General features: G+C 73.3%; 17 protein-coding genes and 1 tRNA gene. 6 read left to right on the top strand and 12 right to left on the bottom strand.

Features of this window, described 5'->3' with window-relative positions; translation table 11 throughout:
* The first annotated feature begins 52 nt into the window (after positions 1-52).
* Positions 53-1474 (top strand): class II fumarate hydratase, encoded by a 1422-nt coding sequence (locus FLM69_RS05295; protein WP_141843363.1) that lies wholly within the window; start codon positions 53-55, stop codon positions 1472-1474.
* A gap of 90 nt (positions 1475-1564) precedes the next feature.
* On the opposite strand, the gene FLM69_RS05290 is transcribed toward FLM69_RS05295, so the two are convergent.
* Together FLM69_RS05290 and FLM69_RS05285 are read right to left on the bottom strand one after the other, a co-directional pair.
* A complete protein-coding gene (locus FLM69_RS05290) occupies positions 1565-2068 on the bottom strand; it encodes an A24 family peptidase (protein WP_036384962.1) in 504 nt (167 codons plus the stop codon).
* 332 nt (positions 2069-2400) lie between these two features.
* The gene (locus FLM69_RS05285) at positions 2401-3855 is read right to left on the bottom strand and encodes a PhoH family protein (protein ID WP_141843361.1); all 1455 of its coding nucleotides are present in this window, start codon (positions 3853-3855) and stop codon (positions 2401-2403) included.
* A gap of 342 nt (positions 3856-4197) precedes the next feature.
* On the opposite strand from FLM69_RS05285, the gene FLM69_RS05280 reads away from it, so the two are divergent.
* On the top strand, positions 4198-4713 hold the full coding sequence (locus FLM69_RS05280; RefSeq protein WP_255502728.1) for a rhomboid family intramembrane serine protease: 516 nt from the start codon (positions 4198-4200) through the stop codon (positions 4711-4713).
* Here the strand turns inward: FLM69_RS05280 and FLM69_RS05275 are convergent.
* Positions 4692-5465 carry an isoprenyl transferase gene (locus FLM69_RS05275; RefSeq protein ID WP_036339992.1) on the bottom strand — a complete coding sequence of 258 codons (774 nt, stop codon included), beginning with the start codon at positions 5463-5465 and terminating at the stop codon, positions 4692-4694. The two genes, FLM69_RS05280 and FLM69_RS05275, sit on opposite strands and share 22 nt — an antisense overlap.
* A gap of 105 nt (positions 5466-5570) precedes the next feature.
* Between FLM69_RS05275 and FLM69_RS05270 the strand changes: the two genes are divergently transcribed.
* Positions 5571-6290, top strand: a complete 720-nt coding sequence (locus tag FLM69_RS05270) for a hemolysin III family protein (protein WP_134416316.1) — start codon at positions 5571-5573, stop codon at positions 6288-6290.
* A gap of 156 nt (positions 6291-6446) precedes the next feature.
* On the opposite strand, the gene FLM69_RS05265 is transcribed toward FLM69_RS05270, so the two are convergent.
* Both FLM69_RS05265 and mca read right to left on the bottom strand, forming a co-directional pair.
* Positions 6447-6851 (bottom strand): hypothetical protein, encoded by a 405-nt coding sequence (locus FLM69_RS05265; RefSeq protein WP_036384966.1) that lies wholly within the window; start codon positions 6849-6851, stop codon positions 6447-6449.
* Between the two features lie 48 nt (positions 6852-6899).
* A complete protein-coding gene (gene mca, locus FLM69_RS05260; RefSeq protein WP_141843359.1) occupies positions 6900-7892 on the bottom strand; it encodes a mycothiol conjugate amidase Mca in 993 nt (330 codons plus the stop codon).
* A gap of 115 nt (positions 7893-8007) precedes the next feature.
* Here mca and FLM69_RS05255 point away from each other — a divergent pair, with 115 nt between their 5' ends.
* The 3 genes from FLM69_RS05255 (at position 8008) to FLM69_RS05245 (ending at position 9941) form a co-directional block, all read left to right on the top strand.
* A complete protein-coding gene (locus tag FLM69_RS05255) occupies positions 8008-8454 on the top strand; it encodes a DUF4307 domain-containing protein (protein WP_002856530.1) in 447 nt (148 codons plus the stop codon).
* Between the two features lie 257 nt (positions 8455-8711).
* Positions 8712-9206, top strand: coding sequence for a transcription elongation factor GreA (greA, locus tag FLM69_RS05250; protein ID WP_060973861.1), 495 nt, complete (start codon positions 8712-8714; stop codon positions 9204-9206).
* Between the two features lie 96 nt (positions 9207-9302).
* Positions 9303-9941 (top strand): GPP34 family phosphoprotein, encoded by a 639-nt coding sequence (locus tag FLM69_RS05245; protein WP_141843357.1) that lies wholly within the window; start codon positions 9303-9305, stop codon positions 9939-9941.
* Positions 9942-9951: 10 nt separating this feature from the next.
* Here the strand turns inward: FLM69_RS05245 and ilvA are convergent, their stop codons facing one another.
* The 7 genes from ilvA to FLM69_RS11680 form a co-directional block, all read right to left on the bottom strand.
* Positions 9952-11283, bottom strand: a complete 1332-nt coding sequence (gene ilvA, locus FLM69_RS05240) for a threonine ammonia-lyase (RefSeq protein WP_141843355.1) — start codon at positions 11281-11283, stop codon at positions 9952-9954.
* Entirely contained in the window at positions 11283-12500 is a 1218-nt protein-coding gene (locus FLM69_RS05235; protein WP_141843353.1) for an AI-2E family transporter, read from the bottom strand. The genes ilvA and FLM69_RS05235 overlap by 1 nt, the downstream gene beginning before the upstream one ends.
* Positions 12497-13468 carry an aldose 1-epimerase family protein gene (locus FLM69_RS05230; protein ID WP_141843351.1) on the bottom strand — a complete coding sequence of 324 codons (972 nt, stop codon included), beginning with the start codon at positions 13466-13468 and terminating at the stop codon, positions 12497-12499. Before FLM69_RS05230 ends, FLM69_RS05235 begins: the two co-directional genes overlap by 4 nt.
* Before the next feature lie 121 nt (positions 13469-13589).
* The gene (locus FLM69_RS05225; protein WP_036384970.1) at positions 13590-14465 is read right to left on the bottom strand and encodes a Bax inhibitor-1/YccA family protein; all 876 of its coding nucleotides are present in this window, start codon (positions 14463-14465) and stop codon (positions 13590-13592) included.
* 184 nt (positions 14466-14649) lie between these two features.
* Positions 14650-14726: transfer RNA gene (locus FLM69_RS05220), tRNA-Leu, on the bottom strand.
* Positions 14727-14817: 91 nt separating this feature from the next.
* Complete coding sequence (locus FLM69_RS05215; RefSeq protein WP_060973857.1) at positions 14818-16233, bottom strand: NAD(P)/FAD-dependent oxidoreductase; 1416 nt, start codon at positions 16231-16233, stop codon at positions 14818-14820.
* A gap of 53 nt (positions 16234-16286) precedes the next feature.
* Positions 16287-17915, bottom strand: a complete 1629-nt coding sequence (locus tag FLM69_RS11680; RefSeq protein ID WP_305072200.1) for a DUF501 domain-containing protein — start codon at positions 17913-17915, stop codon at positions 16287-16289.
* Between the last annotated feature and the right edge of the window lie 56 nt (positions 17916-17971).

The following is a 17971-nucleotide window of genomic DNA, read 5'->3' as shown; positions in this document are numbered from 1 at the left end:
CGTCGGGCGTCCGGTGCGGCACCGGGCGCCCGCGCCGTCCTAGGATGTGACCATGACCGCAGAGAACACCGATCAGCAGTTCCGCATCGAGCACGACACCATGGGCGAGGTGAAGGTGCCGGTGGACGCCCTCTACCGTGCGCAGACCCAGCGCGCCGTGGAGAACTTCCCGATCTCCGGCAAGGGCCTCGAGCCCGCCCACATCCACGCCCTCGCGCAGGTCAAGAAGGCCGCGGCCAAGGCGAACGCCGAGCTGGGCATCATCTCGCAGGAGCGCGCGGACGCCATCGTCGCCGCCGCGGACCAGGTCATCGCCGGCGACCACGACGACCAGTTCCCGATCGACGTGTTCCAGACCGGCTCCGGCACCTCCTCGAACATGAACACCAACGAGGTGCTCGCCACCCTCGCCACCCGCGCCCTGAAGGAGGCCGGCTCCGAGGACGAGGTGCACCCCAACGACCACGTCAACGCCTCCCAGTCCTCGAACGACGTGTTCCCGACCTCCGTGCACGTGGCCGTCACCGCCGCCCTCGTGAACGACCTCGTCCCGGCGCTGGACCATCTGGCCGTCTCCCTCGAGAAGAAGGCGGAGGACTTCGCCGGCATCGTGAAGTCCGGCCGCACCCACCTCATGGACGCCACCCCGGTGACCCTGGGCCAGGAGTTCGGCGGCTACGCCGCGCAGGTCCGCTACGGCATCGAGCGCATCCAGTGCGCGCTGCCCCGCGTGGCCGAGGTCCCGCTCGGCGGCACCGCCGTGGGCACCGGCATCAACACGCCCCAGGGCTTCTCCGCCCGCGTGATCGAGCTGCTCGCCGAGGAGACCCGCCTGCCGCTGACCGAGGCCCGCAACCACTTCGAGGCCCAGGCCAACCGTGACGGCCTCGTGGAGGCCTCCGGTCAGCTGCGGAACATCGCGTACTCGATCATGAAGATCAACAACGACCTGCGGTGGATGGGCTCCGGCCCGAACACCGGCCTCGGCGAGATCGCCCTCCCGGACCTGCAGCCGGGCTCCTCGATCATGCCGGGCAAGGTCAACCCCGTGATCTGCGAGGCCGCGATCATGGTGTGCGCCCAGGTGATCGGCAACGACACCACCGTCGCCCTGTCCTCCACCAACGGCGCGTTCGAGCTCAACGTGGGCATCCCGGTGATGGCCGCCAACCTGCTCGAGTCGATCCGCCTGCTGGCCAACACGACGCGCGTCATGGCGGACAAGATGATCGACGGCATCGAGGCCAACGAGGAGCGCTGCGCCTTCCTCGCCGGTGCCTCGCCGTCCATCGTGACCCCGCTGAACAAGGTGATCGGCTACGAGGCCGCCGCCAAGATCGCCAAGCACGCCGTCGCGAACAAGATGACCGTGCGCGAGGCCGTCGTGGACCTCGGCTACGTCGAGCGCGGCGAGGTCACCGAGGAGCAGCTGGACAAGGCCCTGGACACCATGTCCATGACCCACCCGGAGTGATCCTGCGGATTCGGTGAGCGGCGCGACGCCGCCTCCCGGACCACGACGACGAGCGGCCGTCCTCCCGTGCGGAGGGCGGCCGTCCGACGTTCACGCCAGCACCAGCACTCCGGTGGCCGCCGCCACCATCGCCGGTCCGAACGGCAGCGCCGTCTGCCCCGTCGCCCGACCCGCGAGCACCAGCAGCCCCGCCACCACTCCGCCGAGCAGGATCGCGCCCACCCCGGCGGCGAGCACCGCCGTCGGGCCGAGCGCCCCCGTGTACACGCCCAGCCCGCCGGCCAGCTTCACGTCGCCCATCCCGAGGCCGCCGCGGCTGAGCACGTGCAGCGCGAGCATGGCCACGGTGTAGCCGAGACCGCCCAGCAGGCTGCAGAGGGCCAGGTCACCCCGGCCCGCCAGCAGCGCTCCCCCGGTCATCATCGTCAACCCGCCCAGCGCCAGCCGCAGCGTCCATCGGTTCGGCAGCCGGTGCTCGCGCAGGTCCGTGCGCACGAGCACGCCCGTGCACACCGCGAACCACACCAGTCCCAGGGACCACAGCACCGCCGTCGCCGGCGCACCGTGCGCCCACGCCCATCCCACCCCGCTCATGCGCCCAGCCTAGGCCGGACGGCGCACACGCCGGGTCGCCGTCCACAGGGCGATCCGGCCACCTCGCGTTCACGGTCCGGCCACCCGGTGTTCTGCCCACAGCGCAACCGGAGCCGCCCATTGCGACGACCCCCCCGCACGGGTCTACTCTGAAGTCACGAGCTTCCGGCCGTCTGATGGACGTACGGGGCTCACACAGACCCCATGGCCTCAATCCCGTTTCAAAGGGGCCATGGTGGCGGGCTTCCTCGGTCCCCCATCCCCCCTCCGCGGGGCCGAGCACCCCCGCCGGGGGCCGCTGCTTCGGCAGCGGCCCCTTTTTCATGCCCGGCTCAGGCTCGGCCCTCCTCCAGCAGGTCCGTGACCAGCGCGGCGATCGGCGAGCGCTCGGAACGGGTCAGCGTCACGTGCCCGAACAGCGGGTGGCCCTTGAGGCGCTCCACCACGGCCGCGATGCCGTCGTGCCGGCCCACGCGCAGGTTGTCCCGCTGGGCGACGTCGTGGGTCAGCACCACCTTCGAGTTGCGGCCCATCCGGCTCAGCACCGTGAGCAGCACGTTCCGCTCGAGCGACTGCGCCTCGTCCACGATCACCCACGCATCGTGCAGCGAGCGGCCGCGGATGTGCGTCAGCGGCAGGATCTCCAGCATCCCGCGGTCCACCACCTCGTCCACCACGGACGGGGAGACGAGCGCGCCCAGGGTGTCGAACACGGCCTGCGCCCACGGGCCCATCTTGTCGCCCTCGGAGCCGGGCAGGTAGCCCAGGTCCTGGCCGCCGACGGCGTACAGCGGGCGGAACACGACCACCCTGCGGTGCTCGCGGCGCTCCATCACGGCGTCGAGGCCCGCGCACAGCGCCAGCGCGGACTTGCCGGTGCCCGCGCGGCCGCCGAGGGAGACGATGCCCACGCTCGGATCCGTCAGCAGCTCGATGGCCAGCCGCTGCTCGGCGGAGCGGCCGTGCAGGCCGAACACGTCGCGGTCCCCGCGCACCAGGCAGGCTCGGCCGCCCTCGCCGACCCGGGCCAGAGCGGAGCCCCGGGGCGCGGTGAGCACCAGCCCCGTGTTGATCGGCAGGCGGTCCGCCTCGGCCGGGGCCTCCTCCGGCCCGGTCTCGACGCCCGTGCCGGTCAGGGTCCCCAGCGGGACGCCGGCCAGGTCGACCTCGCCGTCGTCGTAGAGGGCGTCCAGCCGCTCCTGCGCCACGCTGAGGGAGACGGTGCCGCGCCAGCCCGAGTCACGCACGAGCTCGTGGCGGTACTCGTCCGCGGCGAGGCCCATGGCCGCCGCCTTCACGCGCATCGGCAGGTCCTTGGACACGACCGTGACCGTGGCGCCCTCGTCCGCGAGCGCCTTCGCGACGGCGAGGATGCGGGAGTCGTTGTCCGTGCCGCGGATGCCCAGGGGCAGCACGTCCACGGACACGTGGTTCAGTTCGATCCGCAGCGTGCCGCCCTCGGGGGTGATCGGCACGGGCTGGTCCAGCGCGCCGTGGCGGCCGCGCAGGTCGTCGAGCAGGCGCAGGGCCGTGCGCGCGTAGTAGCCGAGGTCGGGGTCGGCGCGCTTGGCCTCGAGCTCCGAGACCACCACGAGCGGCAGGACCACCTCGTGCTCGGCGAAGTGCAGCATGGCGCGCGGGTCCGAGAGCAGCACGGACGTGTCCACCACGTAGGTCCGCAGGCCGGTCGCCTCCGCCGGCCCCGCCTCGGCACGCGCCTGGCCCGGCCGGTTCGGCCTCGGCGGCTCCTGCCGGGTCTGCGCGTGCTCCACGAGCTCTGCCACCATGTCTGCCTCCTGTGCCGGTGAACCGTGCGTGCGGGGGTCCGCCCACGGGCCACGCTAGGAAGCGGCGTCGTCCGCCGGGTCCCGGCACGGTGAACCCGGGATGAAGTCGCGGTGACGGTCCGTCCGAGCCCCGCCACGGCCCCGACGTCCCGCGCTCCCTACACTGGAGACGCGCCGCCGACGTCCCGACGGCCGCCCGCTCCCCGTCCCCAGGAGGGCCCATGAGCATGCACCGCCCGTCCCCCGGCCTGCCCGATCGGCCGGGCCGCCCCGACCCTGGCCGAGCGCGCCGGCGGCCGCCTGCTGGGCGCCGTCGCGCCCACCGCCGTGCTGATCGCGGCCATGTGGGTCGCGCAGGTCGTGCTGATCTTCCTCGGCCGGGTGATCATCCCCGGCGTGGGCCTGATCCCCCGACGCCTCGACGGTCTCGACGGGGTCCTGTTCTCCCCCGTGCTGCACGCCGGCTGGGCCCACCTGATCGGCAACACGACGGCGCTGCTCGTCCTCGGTCCGCTGGCCGCCCTGGTCTCGCGCCGACCGGTGGCCCTGCTCGTCTGCGCCTGGCTGGGCTCGGGCCTGCTGACCTGGGTGATCGGCACCCCGGGCGTGCACATCGGCGCCTCCGGGATCGTGTACGCGCTGATCGCGTTCCTGATCGTCTACGGGATCGCGGTGCGACGGATCGGGGCGGTCGTCGTCTCCGTGCTCGTCGCGCTCACGCACCTGGGCTCGAGCCTGATCGGCCTGCTGCCGGCACCCGGCATCTCGTGGACCGGCCACCTGGCCGGGGCCGTCGTCGGGGTGCTGCTGGGCCTGTGGTGGGGCCGCGCCGACCGTCAGGTGCCGAACCGGCGCTGACGGCTGCCGTAGTCGCGCAGGGCACGCAGGAAGTCGACCTTGCGGAACGCGGGCCACATGGCCTCGCAGAAGTAGAACTCCGAGTACGCGGACTGCCAGAGCAGGAACCCGGAGAGCCGCTGCTCCCCGGACGTGCGGATGACCAGGTCCGGGTCCGGCTGGCCGCGCGTGTAGAGCCGGTCCGCGATCTGCTCGACGGTGACGGACTCGGCCACCTCCGCCGCGCTGTGGCCCAGGGCGTGCTCGTCCCGCAGCAGCTCGCGCACGGCGTCGAGGATCTCCTGGCGGCCCCCGTAGCCCACGGCCACGTTCACGTGCACGCCGTCGTGGTCCTTGGTCTGTTCGGCCACCTCGGCGAGCCGTCGCGCCATGGGCTCGGGGAGCAGGTCCACCGCGCCGACCGGCTGCACGCAGACGGGGGCGCGGCCCTCGGCCGGCTGGGCGAGGCGCTCCGCCGTCGTCTGGATGATCTCCAGGAGCGGGGCGAGCTCCTCCGCCGGACGCCGCAGGTTCTCGGTGGAGAGCATGTAGAGCGTGACCACGGGGATGCCGGCCTCGTCGCACCAGCCGATGAAGTCGAGGATGCGCTCGGCTCCGGCCTGGTGGCCCTGCTGCGTGGACGCTCCGAACGCGCGGGCCCAGCGACGGTTGCCGTCCACCAGCACGCCGATGTGCCGGGGCAGCCGCTCCGGGTCCAGGCCGCGCGTCAGCCGCCGCTCGTACAGGCGGTAGAAGGCCTCGGGTCGACCCACGGCGCGCTCCCCTCTCGGACGGTCCTGCGAGCCTCCAGGATACGCGCGCGGCACACAGCGACCATCCCGTGCCCCGGCCCCGGGTCGACCGACGACAATGGAGGCATGGACCCTGTGACACCCCTCCGCGAGACCGACGCCGCCCGTCGCCTGCGCTGGCGCATCGAGCGCATCCGCGACCCCGACCATCCGCTGTACAAGCCCCGACTGCGCGGCTGGATCCACGCGGCCATGGCGCCCCTGACGCTCGCGGCCGGCATCGTGCTCATCGTGCTCGCGCCGACCGCGACGCTGCGGTGGGCCAGCGCGGTCTACGCCGTGACGGGCCTGCTGCTGTTCGCGGTCTCGGCGACGTACCACCTGGTGCAGTGGAACGAGGTGGTCTCCCGTGTCCTCAAGCGGCTGGACCACACGAACATCATGCTGGTCATCGCCGGCACCTACACGCCGCTCTCCCTGGCCCTGCTGCCTCCGGACCGGGCGCGTGTGCTGCTCACCCTGGTGTGGGTGGGGGCCGTGGCCGGCGTCGCGTTCCGGGTGCTGTGGACGGACGCGCCGCGCTGGCTCTACACGCCGGTGTACGTGGTGCTCGGGCTGGCGGCGCTGCTGTACCTGGGCGACTTCTTCGCCGCGGATGCGGCGGCGGGGTGGCTGATCGTGGCCGGCGGCATCGCGTACATCACGGGCGCGGTCTGCTACGCGCTGCAGGCCCCCACGATCCACCGCGAGTGGTTCGGCTTCCACGAGCTGTTCCACGCCTTCACGGTGGCCGGCTTCGTGTGCCACGCCGTCGCCATCTACCGGGCGGTGCTCCTCGTCGCCTGAGCGCGGCAGGGACGGGGGTCTGCGCCCCGCCGGGCAGCGCCGAGGCCCGCAGACGCGCCGCTACGTCCATGCCGTAGCGGCGCGTCTGCGGGCCTCAAGGGTTCGGGCGTGGAGTCTCCGGCGCCGAATCTCGGGCGTGCACGGGCCCGACGACGGTCAGTCGCGTCCGGTGTCCGGGGCCTGGGGCTCCGGGGCCGGCTCCTGGAGGTAGCCGGGGTACTTCTCCTGCAGGCGGCGCAGCCGGTCCTCGGAGTCCGCGTCCAGGTGCTCGCCGCCCGCGCGGACCTCGTCCGGCAGGTGCTGCTGATGGCGCTCCACGAGCATGGCCTCGGCCTCCGGGGACCGCTGCTGGACGCGGCGCACCGAGCGGACCATGACGCGGAGGACGATGATCGCCATGACCACCATGAGCGCGGTGAACAGGAACCCCTCGATGCCGGGGGTGACCTCCGCCTCCTCGAGCCCGGGGCGCAGCGTCGGCTCCGGGACGGCGGGCACCGGCGCGGGGCTCGCGGCCGCGAGCGCGGTGAGGACGAGGGGAAGGCCAGACAGGGGTGTCACGCCGCCCCACTCTACCGGCCCCGGCTGCACGGCCCGAGCCGGGGCGGCTCAGCGCAGGCCGGCGAAGAGGTCGTGCTCCGGCAGCTCGGAGGGCACGCGCGAGTCGATCAGCGCGAAATCCTCCCACGGCCAGGCGCGCCGCTGCAGGTCGTGGGGGGCGTCGAAGAACATGCCGTCGGGGTCGATCTGCGTGCGGTGCGCCCGCAGGGCGGCGTCGCGCTCGTCGAGGAAGCCGGTGACGTCCACCTGGGTGGTGACGTCGTGGTCCGCGGTGACCCACGGCGGGATGACCTCCGGGTCGGGCACGTCCTCCCCGGCTTCACGGCGGCGCAGCACCTCGCGCATCGCGTCCATCGCGTCGAACATCATCAGGCGTCGGGCGAACGGCACGTCCTCGCCGTCGGCCTCGGCCACCGCGGCCATCGTGCGGAACTTCCGCGGGTTGAACCCGCAGTCGTAGTAGACCTTCGAGACCTCCCACGCGGGCCCGGCCTCGGGGTACTCGTCCGCGAGGCCGGCGGCCCGGTAGGCCTCCATCGTCACGGCGTGGGCCTGCAGGTGGTCCGGGTGCGGGTAGCCGCCGACCTCGTCGTAGGAGATGAGCACGTGCGGGCGGAACCGGCGCACGAGCGAGATCAGCGGGGTCGCCGCATCCTGGAGCGGGACCTCGGCGAAGCAGTTCGCCGGGAGGGCGGGCAGCGGATCCCCCTCGGGCAGGCCCGAGTCGAGGAAGCCGAGCCAGGCGTGCCGGACGCCGAGGATGCGCGCGGCCTCGGCCATCTCCTCGCGGCGCACGGCCGCGATGTCCCGGTCCGCCCGGGTGGTGTCCCCGAACGACGGGTTGAGCAGGGTGCCGGCCTCGCCGCCGGTGCACGTGACGACCATGACCTCGGCCCCGGCCGCCGCGTAGGCGGCCATCGTGCCGGCCCCCTTCGAGGACTCGTCGTCCGGGTGGGCGTGCACCGCCATGAGACGCAGCCCGGTGGAGGGCGGCAGGGCGGTGCCTGCGGCGGGCTGGGCCTGGGGGGTCTGATCGGTCACGGGGATCGCACACTCCTGTCCGGATGGCAGGGCCGCCGCGGGGGCGGCGGCGTGAGGGGTCCAGGCCGACGTCGTCATCGGCCTCCGGCGGCGGGCAGCGGCTAGGGTGGAGGGGATGTCTCACCACGCCCCCGCGGTCCGCGCGCAGGACCCCACATTAGCCAACCGGTACGGCACGGACCACACGCGTCCGGGCCGTCGTCGGCTGTGGGCGGGCCTCGGCGGTCTCGGGCTGGTCGTGGCCGTGCTGCTGTCCGTGTGGATCGGCCTGAACATGTCCGTGGGCGCCATCGAGTACAAGGACGTCGGCTTCACCATCGAGGACGACGGCCACGCGACCGTCACCTTCCAGGCCTCGGTCCCGGAGGGCGTGCAGGCCGAGTGCGATGTGCTCGTCACCGACTCCCACGCCGCCCCCGTCGGCTTCCGCACCGTCCGCCTGGAGACCCTGCCGGCCGACCGACGGGACTCCCCCTCGGACGCGCAGCAGCGCTACACCGTGGACGTGCGCACCGTGGTGCGGGGCGACTCCGGCGTTGTCGAGACCTGCCGCAAGGTCTGAGCCCTCCCGGCCGCTCCGCCCTCGGCGTAGCGGCCGCCTTTGGTGTGACGCACGCCGCCCGGATAGACTCGTCGGAGCATTCCCGCCCCGCCGGTGAGTCAGGCAGGCGTCGCACGGAGCCCTCGGGTCACGCGCGTCCTCCTGATCGGCGGGGTCTTTCGCATGCGGGCGCGTCCGCCGGACGCGGATCGCGCACCGGATGCGGTGCGCCGCGCCCCGGACTCCGCATCACCCGAGACAGAAAGGCGGAACAGAGCATGACCACCAGCCAGTCCGACGCCCCGTGGCTGACCCAGGAGGCGTACGACCGCCTCTCCAAGGAGCTCGAGTACATCTCCGGCCCCGGCCGCCAGGAGATCATCGAGCGCATCGAGGCCGCGCGCGATGAGGGCGACCTCAAGGAGAACGGCGGCTACCACGCCGCCCGCGAGGAGCAGTCCAAGAACGAGGGCCGCATCGCGGAGCTGAAGCACCTGCTCGAGACCGCCCGCGTCGGCGAGGCCGCCGAGAACGACGGCGCCGTGCACCCGGGCACCGTGGTGACCGCCGTCGTCGCCGGCGACGAGATGACGTTCCTCTTCGGCAACCGCGAGATCGCCGCGGACGACGAGTCGCTCGAGGTCTACTCCGAGCGCTCCCCGCTCGGCGAGGCCATCAACGGTGCCAAGAAGGGCGACAAGGTCTCCTACACCGCCCCGAACGGCAAGGACATCAAGGTCGAGGTCAAGGACGTCCAGCCCTACTCCGGCTGACCGACCCCGGCTCCGACGACGGCCGCGGTCCCCTCCAGGGGCCGCGGCCGTCGTCCGTCCCGGGTCCCACCGCGCCCCCGTTGCTACTCTGGCCCCATGCTGACCGTCGAGAAGGCGCACCTGCTGCTCACCCGCGAGGACGGGCTCTCCGAGAGCCAATCCCACCACCGCGTGGCCCTTGCGGCCGCCGCGCTGGCCGACCACCGCTCCGCCGGGATCGTGACCCTCGAGGACGTCCCCGTGGACCGGGCCCGCGTGCTCGTGACCGCGGCCGGCACCACCGGCGACCCCGTCCTGGACTCCTCCCTCGCACAGGTCGACGCCCTGGCCGGCCGACCGCTCGTGTCCACCGTGGCGGCCGGCAAGCCGGATCTGCGCAAGGCCGTCGTCGCCCATCTGACCGAGACCGGCCGCCTCACCGAGCGCAAGGCCTTCCTGGCCACCCGGCACGTCCCCCGGGGCACCGAACGCGCCGAGCTGCTCGCGCACCTGACCGCCGTGGTCCTGGACGAGGCCGAGCCCTCCGACGAGGACGTGCTCCTGCTCGGCGTGCTGCAGCACCTCAACCTGGCCCGACGCCTGCTGCCGGGCGCCCACGAGCGCTACGACCGCCGCGAGATGGTCCGCCGCATCGAGGCGCTGACGCGCGAGGACCTCCTGGTCCAGGCCGTGCGCCGCGCGGTGGGCGGGACCTGCGGCACCGTCACCGCGGCCGCCGCCGGCTCCGCGGCCTGAGCCGGCCCGGTCAGGGCAGCGGGGCCGGGCTGTAGCCGGCCGCGCGCAGCGCCTCCAGGACCTGGGCGGAGTGCTCGGCGCCGCGGGTCTCCATGTCGATCGTGATGTGCACGCCGCCCATGGACAGCTCCGGGCCGACGCGGGTGTGGTCCACGCGCACCACGTTGGCGTCCGTGTCCGCGATGATCCGTGAGATCGTGGCCAGCTCGCCCGGGCGGTCCCGCAGCGGGATGCGCACGGTCATGTAGCGCCCCGCCGCCGACAGTCCGGCCTGGATGGACTTCAGCATGAGCATCGGATCGATGTTCCCGCCGGAGAGGATCACGGCGGTGGTGCCGAGCTCGAAGCCCAGGTCCGCCGTGCGGCCCGCCAGCAGGGCGGCCACCCCGACGGCGCCCGCCGGCTCCACCACGAGCTTGGAGCGCTCGAGGAGGTGGACGAGGGCCGCGGCGATCTCGTCGTCCGTGACGGTCACGACGGCGTCCACCAGCTCGGCGGCGATCCGCAGCGGCAGGGCCCCGGGCTTGCCGACGGCGATGCCGTCCGCGATGGTGGACACGCTCTCCAGCACCTGGACGCGGCCCTCCTCGAGGGAGCCGGGGAACGCGGCGGCGGTGGCCGCCTGCACGCCGATGACGCGCACCGTGCGCCCACGACGCCGGGCGGCCTCCTTGAGGGCCACGGCCGTGCCGGCGATGAGCCCCCCGCCGCCGATGCCCATGATCACGGTGTCCACGTCCGGCAGCACGTCGAGGATCTCGAGGCCGACGGTGCCCTGGCCCGCGATGACGGCCGGGTCGTCGAACGGCGGGATGAATACGGCATCGGTCTCCGTGGCCCACCGCTGCGCCTCGGCGAGGGACTCGTCCACGGTGGAGCCGTGCAGGACGACCTCGGCGCCGTGGTCCCGGGTGGCCTGCAGCTTGGGCAGGGCCACGCCGTGCGGCATGAAGATGCGGGCGCGGATGCCGAGCTTGGCGGCCGCGAGGGCGACGCCCTGGGCGTGGTTGCCAGCCGAGGCGGCCACGACGCCGCGGCCGCGCTCCTCCTCGCTCAGCTGCGCCATCCGCACGTAGGCGCCGCGGACCTTGAACGAGCCGGCCCGCTGCAGGTTCTCGCACTTCAGGTGCACGTCCGTGCCCACGGCCCGGGAGAGCGCCCGGGAGTGCTGCAGCGGGGAGAGCTCGGCGATCCCGCGCAGCGTCTCGCGCGCCCGCTCGATCTCCTCGAGCGTGACGGGCAGCGCCGCCGGGGCCGGCGGGCCGCTGGCAGGCCGCACCCACCGGGGCGACGGCGTCGGGACGGCCCGGTCCGGGGTGTCCGTGGCCTGCGTCGCGCCCATCAGGCGTCGTCCCCGTGCCGGGTGCCCGCGTCGGCCTCGGAGGCGAGAGCGGCGTCGTCGTGCGCCGAGGGGCGGTACCGGTGGGAGCCGGCCGCCTCGTCCTCCGCGCCGCCCGGTTCGAGGGCGTGGTCCGTCCGCTCCGTGAGCTCCTCGGGGGTGTCGGCGGTGAGGGCGCGGACGAAGCTGTTCACGAAGGCCAGCACCGGGACGGCGAACACGGCGCCCGCCAGACCGAGGACGGTGGAGCCGGCGGCGACGGCCAGGAACACGGCCAGCGGATGCAGCGCGACGGCCTTGCCCATCACGAGCGGCTGCAGGACGTTCGACTCGATCTGCTGCACGAGCAGCACCACGCCCAGCATGAGCAGCGCGTTGACCAGGCCGTTGGACATCAGCGCCAGGAGCACCGCCATCGCGCCGGTCAGGGTGGCGCCGATCATCGGGATGAACGAGGCCAGGAACACGAGCACGGCCAACGGGATGGCCAGCGGCACGCCCAGGATCAGGGCGCCGATGCCGATGCCGACGGCGTCGATGAACGCCACGAAGATCTGGACCCGCACGTAGGAGCCGAGCGACTGCCAGCCCGAGCGGCCCGCGCGGCCCACGGTGGCCCGGTGCGCCTTCGGCACGAAGATCAGCAGGAAGCGCCAGATGCGGTCGCCGTCGTAGAGGAAGAAGATCAGGGAGAACAGGGCGATGAACAGGCCCGCACCGATGTTGACGGCCGTGGAGCCGAACGAGACGGCGCTGTTCATGACCGTGGCGGAGTTGTCCCGCAGCGTCTGCCACAGGCCCTCCAGCCCGGCACCGGAACGGGGGATCTCCACGCCCACGCCGGCCAGCCAGGCGATCGCGTCGTCGACGGCCTGGCCCAGCTGGTCGCCCAGTTCGGCGAAGCCCTGCACGATCTGCTGACCGGCGAGCCCCATGAGGCCCACCACGACGACGACCAGCAGCAGCACGCACAGCAGGGCGGCCGCGACGCCCGGCACCCCGATGCGCCGCATCGCCTGGAACACCGGGGCCAGCAGGGTGGCCAGCAGCGCGGCCACGAGGATCGGGATCACCACGAGGCTCACGAAGCCCAGCAGGTACACCACGACGCCGATGCCGATGACGACGGCCACCAGCCGCCAGGACCAGGCCGCGGCCACCGTCAGCCCGTAGGGCACGTCCTTGTCGATCTTGGTCTGGGCCGCCAGGGTCGAGCTCACGCGCGATCCTCCTCGTGTGGGTGGTCGGGGACATGGGGGGTCAGGCCCCACTGGGCGCTCCAGCGGGCGTGCGGGGCGAGCCGGTGCAGGCCCTCCTCCGAATTCAGGGCGTCCGCGGGAGCGGTGAGCGGCTCCACCGCGAGCGCCGTGTCACGGCCGGGCAGCCGGTCCGTGACGAAGACGTGGGTGTAGGCGAACGCGTGGTCGGACCACAGGGTCACGGCGCGGCCGTCCGCGGCGAGCAGGGTCTGGCGGTGCCGGCCGTCGGCGTCCGGGGTCAGGCCGGTGAGGCACACATCCAGGGCGGCCTCGCCCACGGCCCGGCCGCGGCGGAAGTCCAGGTCCGTGCCGTCCACCGGCAGGGTCTCCACGGGGATGAGGTCCTCCCCCGTGCGGATCCAGGCGTCCGCGGGCACGCGCAGGCTCAGCTCCGCCGTCGGGACGTCCCCGATCCGCAGGAACGGGTGGGCGCCGACCGCCACGGGCACGGTGGCGTCCGTGTGGTTCTGCACCTCGGCGGTGACGGTGAGGCCGCCGTCCGCCTCGAGCTCGTAGGTGACGCGGTGGGTGAGCCGGAAGGGCCAGCCGTGCTGGGGGTGGATCTCACCGCGCAGGGTCACCGCGTGGGCGGAGAACGTCTCGGTGACGAAGTGGGTGTTGCGCAGCAGGCCGTGGCTGGCGTGGCCGCGCGCGGGCTCGGTGACGTCCAGGCGCTGCTCGACGCCGTCCAGGATCCAGCGGGCGCCGGCGACGCGGTTCGGCCACGGGCTCATCTGGATGCCGTTGGCGGCGGGCGGGACCACGTCCGGGCCGTACGGCTCGGTCAGGTCCACGCCGGACACGCGGTACCTGCGCAGGGCACCGGCCAGGCCGACGACGACGGCCTCCGCGGACCCGCGGTGCAGGCGGTGCTGGGTGCCGGTGGCGTCCGGGGCCCCGAAGGCGGGCAGGTCGCTGGTCTCGGTCACGGGACCTCCTGGGTGGCGGCGAGGGACCCCCTCAATCTACGCCCTCGCGGACGCAGACCGCCCCGGCCCTGTGCAGGACCGGGGCGGCGGTGCGGGTCTCCGTGCGGGGACGGGGCGCCGGTCAGTCGTTGCCGCGCAGGATGGCGACGATGCGCAGGATCTCGATGTACAGCCAGATCAGGGTCACGGTCAGGCCGAAGGCCACGGACCAGGAGTACTTCTGCGGGGCGCCGTTCTTCACGCCCACGGCGGCCATCTCGAAGTCCATGGTCAGCGAGTACGCGGCGAGCAGCACGGCGATCGCGCCGATGATCAGGCCCAGGCCGCCCTCACGCATGTTGCCGATGCCGGTCCAGGTGAGGACCAGGTTGACGAGCATGAAGACGAGGTAGCCGATCATGGCGCCCATGACGATCTTCGTCATGCGCGGGGTCGGGCGGAACTTGCCCGAGGTGTAGAGCGCCAGCATCACCGCGAACACGGAGAAGGTGCCGAGCACGGCCTGCACCACGATGCCCGGGTAGGCGCCCTCGAAGAACGCCGAGATGCCGCCCAGGAACAGGCCCTGCGCCACGGCGTAGGCCATGATCAGCACGGGCGAGGGCTCGCGCTTGAACGCGTTGACCAGGCCCAGCACGAGGCCGGCGATCGCGCCGATGATCATCAGGCCCGGCGAGAACCAGCCCACGGCGCCCGCCACCACGACGAGCACGAGCATCAGGCCGGTCTTGCCGACGACGTCGTTGAAGGTCATCCGGCCGGTCTGCTCCGGGCCGGCGGAGGGCGCGCGGAAGGCGTCCTCCATGGACTGCTGGTGCGCGTACTGCTGGGCCGCCTGGCCGGCGCCGAACGCCTGGGCCTGGCCGTACGGGCTCTGCTGCTGGCCGTACGGGGACTGCGCGGACTGCTGCCCGCCCTGGTACCAACCGGGCTGCGCCTGTCCGCCGCCCTGCATCTGCTGCTGGAAGTTCTGAGAGTTCATGACCGGATTCGCCACGGCTCACTCCTTCGGGTCGAGTCGGCCCGGTCGCACGCCGCCGCAGTGAGCCGCGTTCGTGCCCCGGGGTTCAGCACGATCCTATCGGGAGGTCTGTGTCCGCGCGCGGGGTCGGAGCGTGGATCCGCGCCGGTTCACCGGCTGTTCACGGTGGGCGCAGAAGCGAGGCGCGCGGGGAGACGCGTGGTGCCCCCGGCGGGACTCGAACCCGCAACACGCCGATTTTAAGTCGGCCGCCTCTGCCAGTTGGGCCACGGGGGCGTGGCGGGCCCGTGGACGCGGGCCCGGGTGCGGACGACGCCGGCCCCGCCCGATGCGCTCGGACGGGGCCGGCGGCCCGCTGGCTGCGGGATCAGCCCTTCGAGGACTCGAGGGCCCGCTGCCGCTCGAAGCGGCCGGGCTCGAGCTCGACGCCCGCGGCGCGGCGGAACGGGTTGAACGGGGTGTCCAGGCCCGCCACCGAGGTGGAGTCACGGCCGAACAGGGTCTCGGCGACCCAGCCGGACAGGATGCGGAACTTCCGCTCCAGGGTGGGCATCGCGTAGCCGTGGTAGCCGCGGTGGGCCAGGAACGCCGGGATGCCGGCGATCTTGGTGCCCAGCGGGTTGCCCACGCCGCGGCCGAAGCCCAGCCCCGCCACGGTGCCCAGGGACTTGTGCACGTACTCCTGCACCTCGCCCTCGCCGTGGCGCACGGCCATGTAGTTGGCGGCCAGACGCTTGGCCTGACGGATGGCGTGCTGGGCGTTCGGGACGCAGAAGCCGCCCGGGCCGGCCCCGGTCAGGTCCGGCACGGCGGAGACGTCGCCGCAGGCCCACGCACCCTCGAGCGCGCCGGCCTCGCCGTCCTTGATCTGCAGGGTGGGGGTGGCCTCCACGCGGCCGCGGTCGTCCACCGGGAAGTCGGTGCTCCTGACCACGGAGTTGGCCACCACGCCGGCGCACCACACGAGGGTGTCCGCCGCGAAGGTCTCCGCCTCCTCCTTGGAGGGCATGGCCACGAGCTTCATGACGCCGTCCGTGGCGTCGCCCAGCGAGGTGTTGAGCAGGACCTCGATGCCGCGGTCCTTCAGGTGCTCCACCACGCCCTGGGCCTGCTCCTCGGAGACCTCGGGCATGATGCGGCCCATGGCCTCGACGAGGACGATCCGGATCTCCGACTGGGAGAGGCGCTCGTTGCGCTCCACGGCGTTGCGGATGAGGTTCTCCATCTCCGCGATGGCCTCGATCCCGGCGAAGCCGCCGCCCACCACCACGAAGGTCAGGGCACGCTTGCGCTCCTCGGCGTCCGTCATCAGGGAACCGGCGTCCAGGCGCTCCAGGATCTGGTTGCGCAGCTGGACGGCCTCCTCGACCGAGCGCAGACCGATGCCCTGCTCGCCCAGACCCGGGATGGGGAACACGCGGGTCACGGCGCCCGCGGTCATCACGATGTCCTGGTACGGGATCTCGAACTCGTCGCCGCCCTCGCCGCGCACCACGGCGGTGCGGCCGGCGTGGTCCACGGACACGACGGCGCCGCGGACGACCTCGGCGTCCTTGAGGTGCGTCTGCAGGTCCACGTTCACGTGGCGGCCCTCGATGTGGCCGCCCACGACCTCGGGCAGGAACGGGTAGTACGTCATGTACGGGCGGGGGTCGACGACGGTCACGACGCCGCCGCGCTCGGCGACCTTCTTCTGCAGCTCGCGGGCGACATGGAACCCGGCGTAGCCGCCGCCGACGATCAGCAGGCGCGGCTTGGGAGACAGTTCAGGAGTGAGAGACATACCGCCAGTCTACGCACGCACGGGCCCGGCCCCTCCACTCTCCGCCGTCGTGGTCAGGACCGCAGCGAGAGCACGATCCCGTCCAGGATGTCGTGCTCGCTCGCCCAGGCCTCGGTGACGCCCGCGACCTCGGCCACCCGCTCCAGGACGGTGCTCCACAGCAGCGCGCCCGCGCCGATCACGTCCACCCGTCCCGGGTGCATGAACCCCCGCTCGGCGCGTTCGGCCCGGGTCGCCGCCACGAGGCCCTCCGCCGCCGCGCGGAACTCGGCGATCGGCAGGCGCGCACCGTGGATGGCCTCGGGCTCGTACGTGCTGAGCCCGAGGGCCTCGGCGGTCACGGTGGTCACCGAGCCGGCCACGCCGACCACGCGCGCCACGCGTTCCAGCGGCAGGCGGGCGGCGGCGTCGTCGAGGAGGCGGCGGGCGTCCGCGCGGGCCGCGGCGACCTCGTCCGACGTCGGGGGGTCGGAGCGCAGATGACGCTCGGTGAACCGCACGCAGCCCATGTCCAGGCTGACCGCGCCCACGACCTCGCCCGCGGGCGTGCCGACGACCAGCTCGGTGGAGCCGCCGCCGAGGTCCACGACGAGCACGAGGTCCTCCGGGCCCAGGTCCGCGGTCTCGACGGCGGAGACGGCGCCCGCGAAGGACAGGCCGGCCTCCTCGGCGCCCGAGACGACCTCCGGCTCGACGCCGAGCCGCTCCCGGACGCCGTCGACGAACGCGGCCCGGTTGGAGACGTCCCGGCTGGCGGAGGTGGCCACGAACCGGACCCGGCCGGCGTGGTGGCGCTGGACCAGGCGGGCGTACTCGTCCACCGCCGCGAAGGTGCGCTCCAGCGCGGCGTCGGAGAACGCGCCGGTGGCGTCCACGCCCTCGCCCAGGCGCACCACGCGCATCTCGCGCACGACGTCGGCCAGCGGCGCCGTCGGGTCGGCCACGGCGCCGGTGGTCTCATCCGTCCCGGCCGGCCGGGAGATCAGCAGGCGGATGGAGTTCGTGCCGCAGTCCACGCCGGCCACCGTGACCTCCTTGAGCGCGGCGACGCGTTCGAGGTGCCTCACGTGCCGGGACAGGTCCTTCGTGGGCACCGCCGCGGCCTCGTCCCACGCGCCCTCGCACGCGCAGACCTCGGGCGTCCACCACGGGGCCACCAGGGCGATCGCCTCGTCACCGAGCGGGTTCACCCCCGGCCCGGCCGCGAGCGCGTGGCCCACGAGGGCGTGCAGGCACTTCACGCGCTCGGGCATGCCGCCGGCCGAGACCCCGGCGATCTCCGGGACGGGCCCCGTGCCGGCCTCGGCCCCGACCCGGTCCCGCTCGGCGATGTAGGCCTCGTGCGCCGCGCGGTGCGCGGCCGCGAGCGCGGGGTCCTGGGCGAGGCGGTCGTTCATGCGCGCCATCTCCCCGTCCGCCTCCACGCGCGAGACCGCCGCCGTCAGCACGGGGTGCGTCAGGTAGAAGGTCGTGGGGAACGGGATGCCGTTGGAGAGCCGCGGCGCGGTGGTGGCCACGAGGGGGTTGCCGCACACGCAGCGGGCACCGATCTCCACGACGTCCCGGACCGGGCGGCCGAGCTGGCGGGACAGGGTGTCCAGGTCCTGCTCGGTGACGGTGCGGTCCTGGGCGGGGCGGGGGCTGACGGTCATGGTGTCCTCGGGGGTGTCTCTTATAAACATCTAAAAAAAAAACTAACAACGAGATTCTACTAATATCACACTCGTAACTGAAACAA

Source organism: Micrococcus sp. R8502A1 (assembly GCF_006704135.1).
Lineage (GTDB): Bacteria > Actinomycetota > Actinomycetes > Actinomycetales > Micrococcaceae > Micrococcus > Micrococcus luteus.
The sequence above is the reverse complement of the archived record's forward strand: the minus strand, read 5'-3'. Positions and strand labels throughout refer to the sequence as shown.

Bases quoted from the DNA above. Each gene is read 5' to 3' on its own strand.
- FLM69_RS05215 (WP_060973857.1), bottom strand. From the start codon at position 16,233: ATGTCTCTCACTCCTGAACTGTCTCCCAAGCCGCGCCTGCTGATCGTC.
- FLM69_RS05285 (WP_141843361.1), bottom strand. From the start codon at position 3,855: ATGGTGGCAGAGCTCGTGGAGCACGCGCAGACCCGGCAGGAGCCGCCG.
- FLM69_RS05280 (WP_255502728.1), top strand. From the start codon at position 4,198: ATGTGGGTCGCGCAGGTCGTGCTGATCTTCCTCGGCCGGGTGATCATC.
- FLM69_RS05255 (WP_002856530.1), top strand. From the start codon at position 8,008: ATGTCTCACCACGCCCCCGCGGTCCGCGCGCAGGACCCCACATTAGCC.
- greA (WP_060973861.1), top strand. From the start codon at position 8,712: ATGACCACCAGCCAGTCCGACGCCCCGTGGCTGACCCAGGAGGCGTAC.
- FLM69_RS05270 (WP_134416316.1), top strand. From the start codon at position 5,571: ATGGACCCTGTGACACCCCTCCGCGAGACCGACGCCGCCCGTCGCCTG.
- ilvA (WP_141843355.1), bottom strand. From the start codon at position 11,283: ATGGGCGCGACGCAGGCCACGGACACCCCGGACCGGGCCGTCCCGACG.
- FLM69_RS05295 (WP_141843363.1), top strand. From the start codon at position 53: ATGACCGCAGAGAACACCGATCAGCAGTTCCGCATCGAGCACGACACC.
- FLM69_RS05290 (WP_036384962.1), bottom strand. From the start codon at position 2,068: ATGAGCGGGGTGGGATGGGCGTGGGCGCACGGTGCGCCGGCGACGGCG.
- FLM69_RS11680 (WP_305072200.1), bottom strand. From the start codon at position 17,915: ATGTTTATAAGAGACACCCCCGAGGACACCATGACCGTCAGCCCCCGC.
- FLM69_RS05245 (WP_141843357.1), top strand. From the start codon at position 9,303: ATGCTGACCGTCGAGAAGGCGCACCTGCTGCTCACCCGCGAGGACGGG.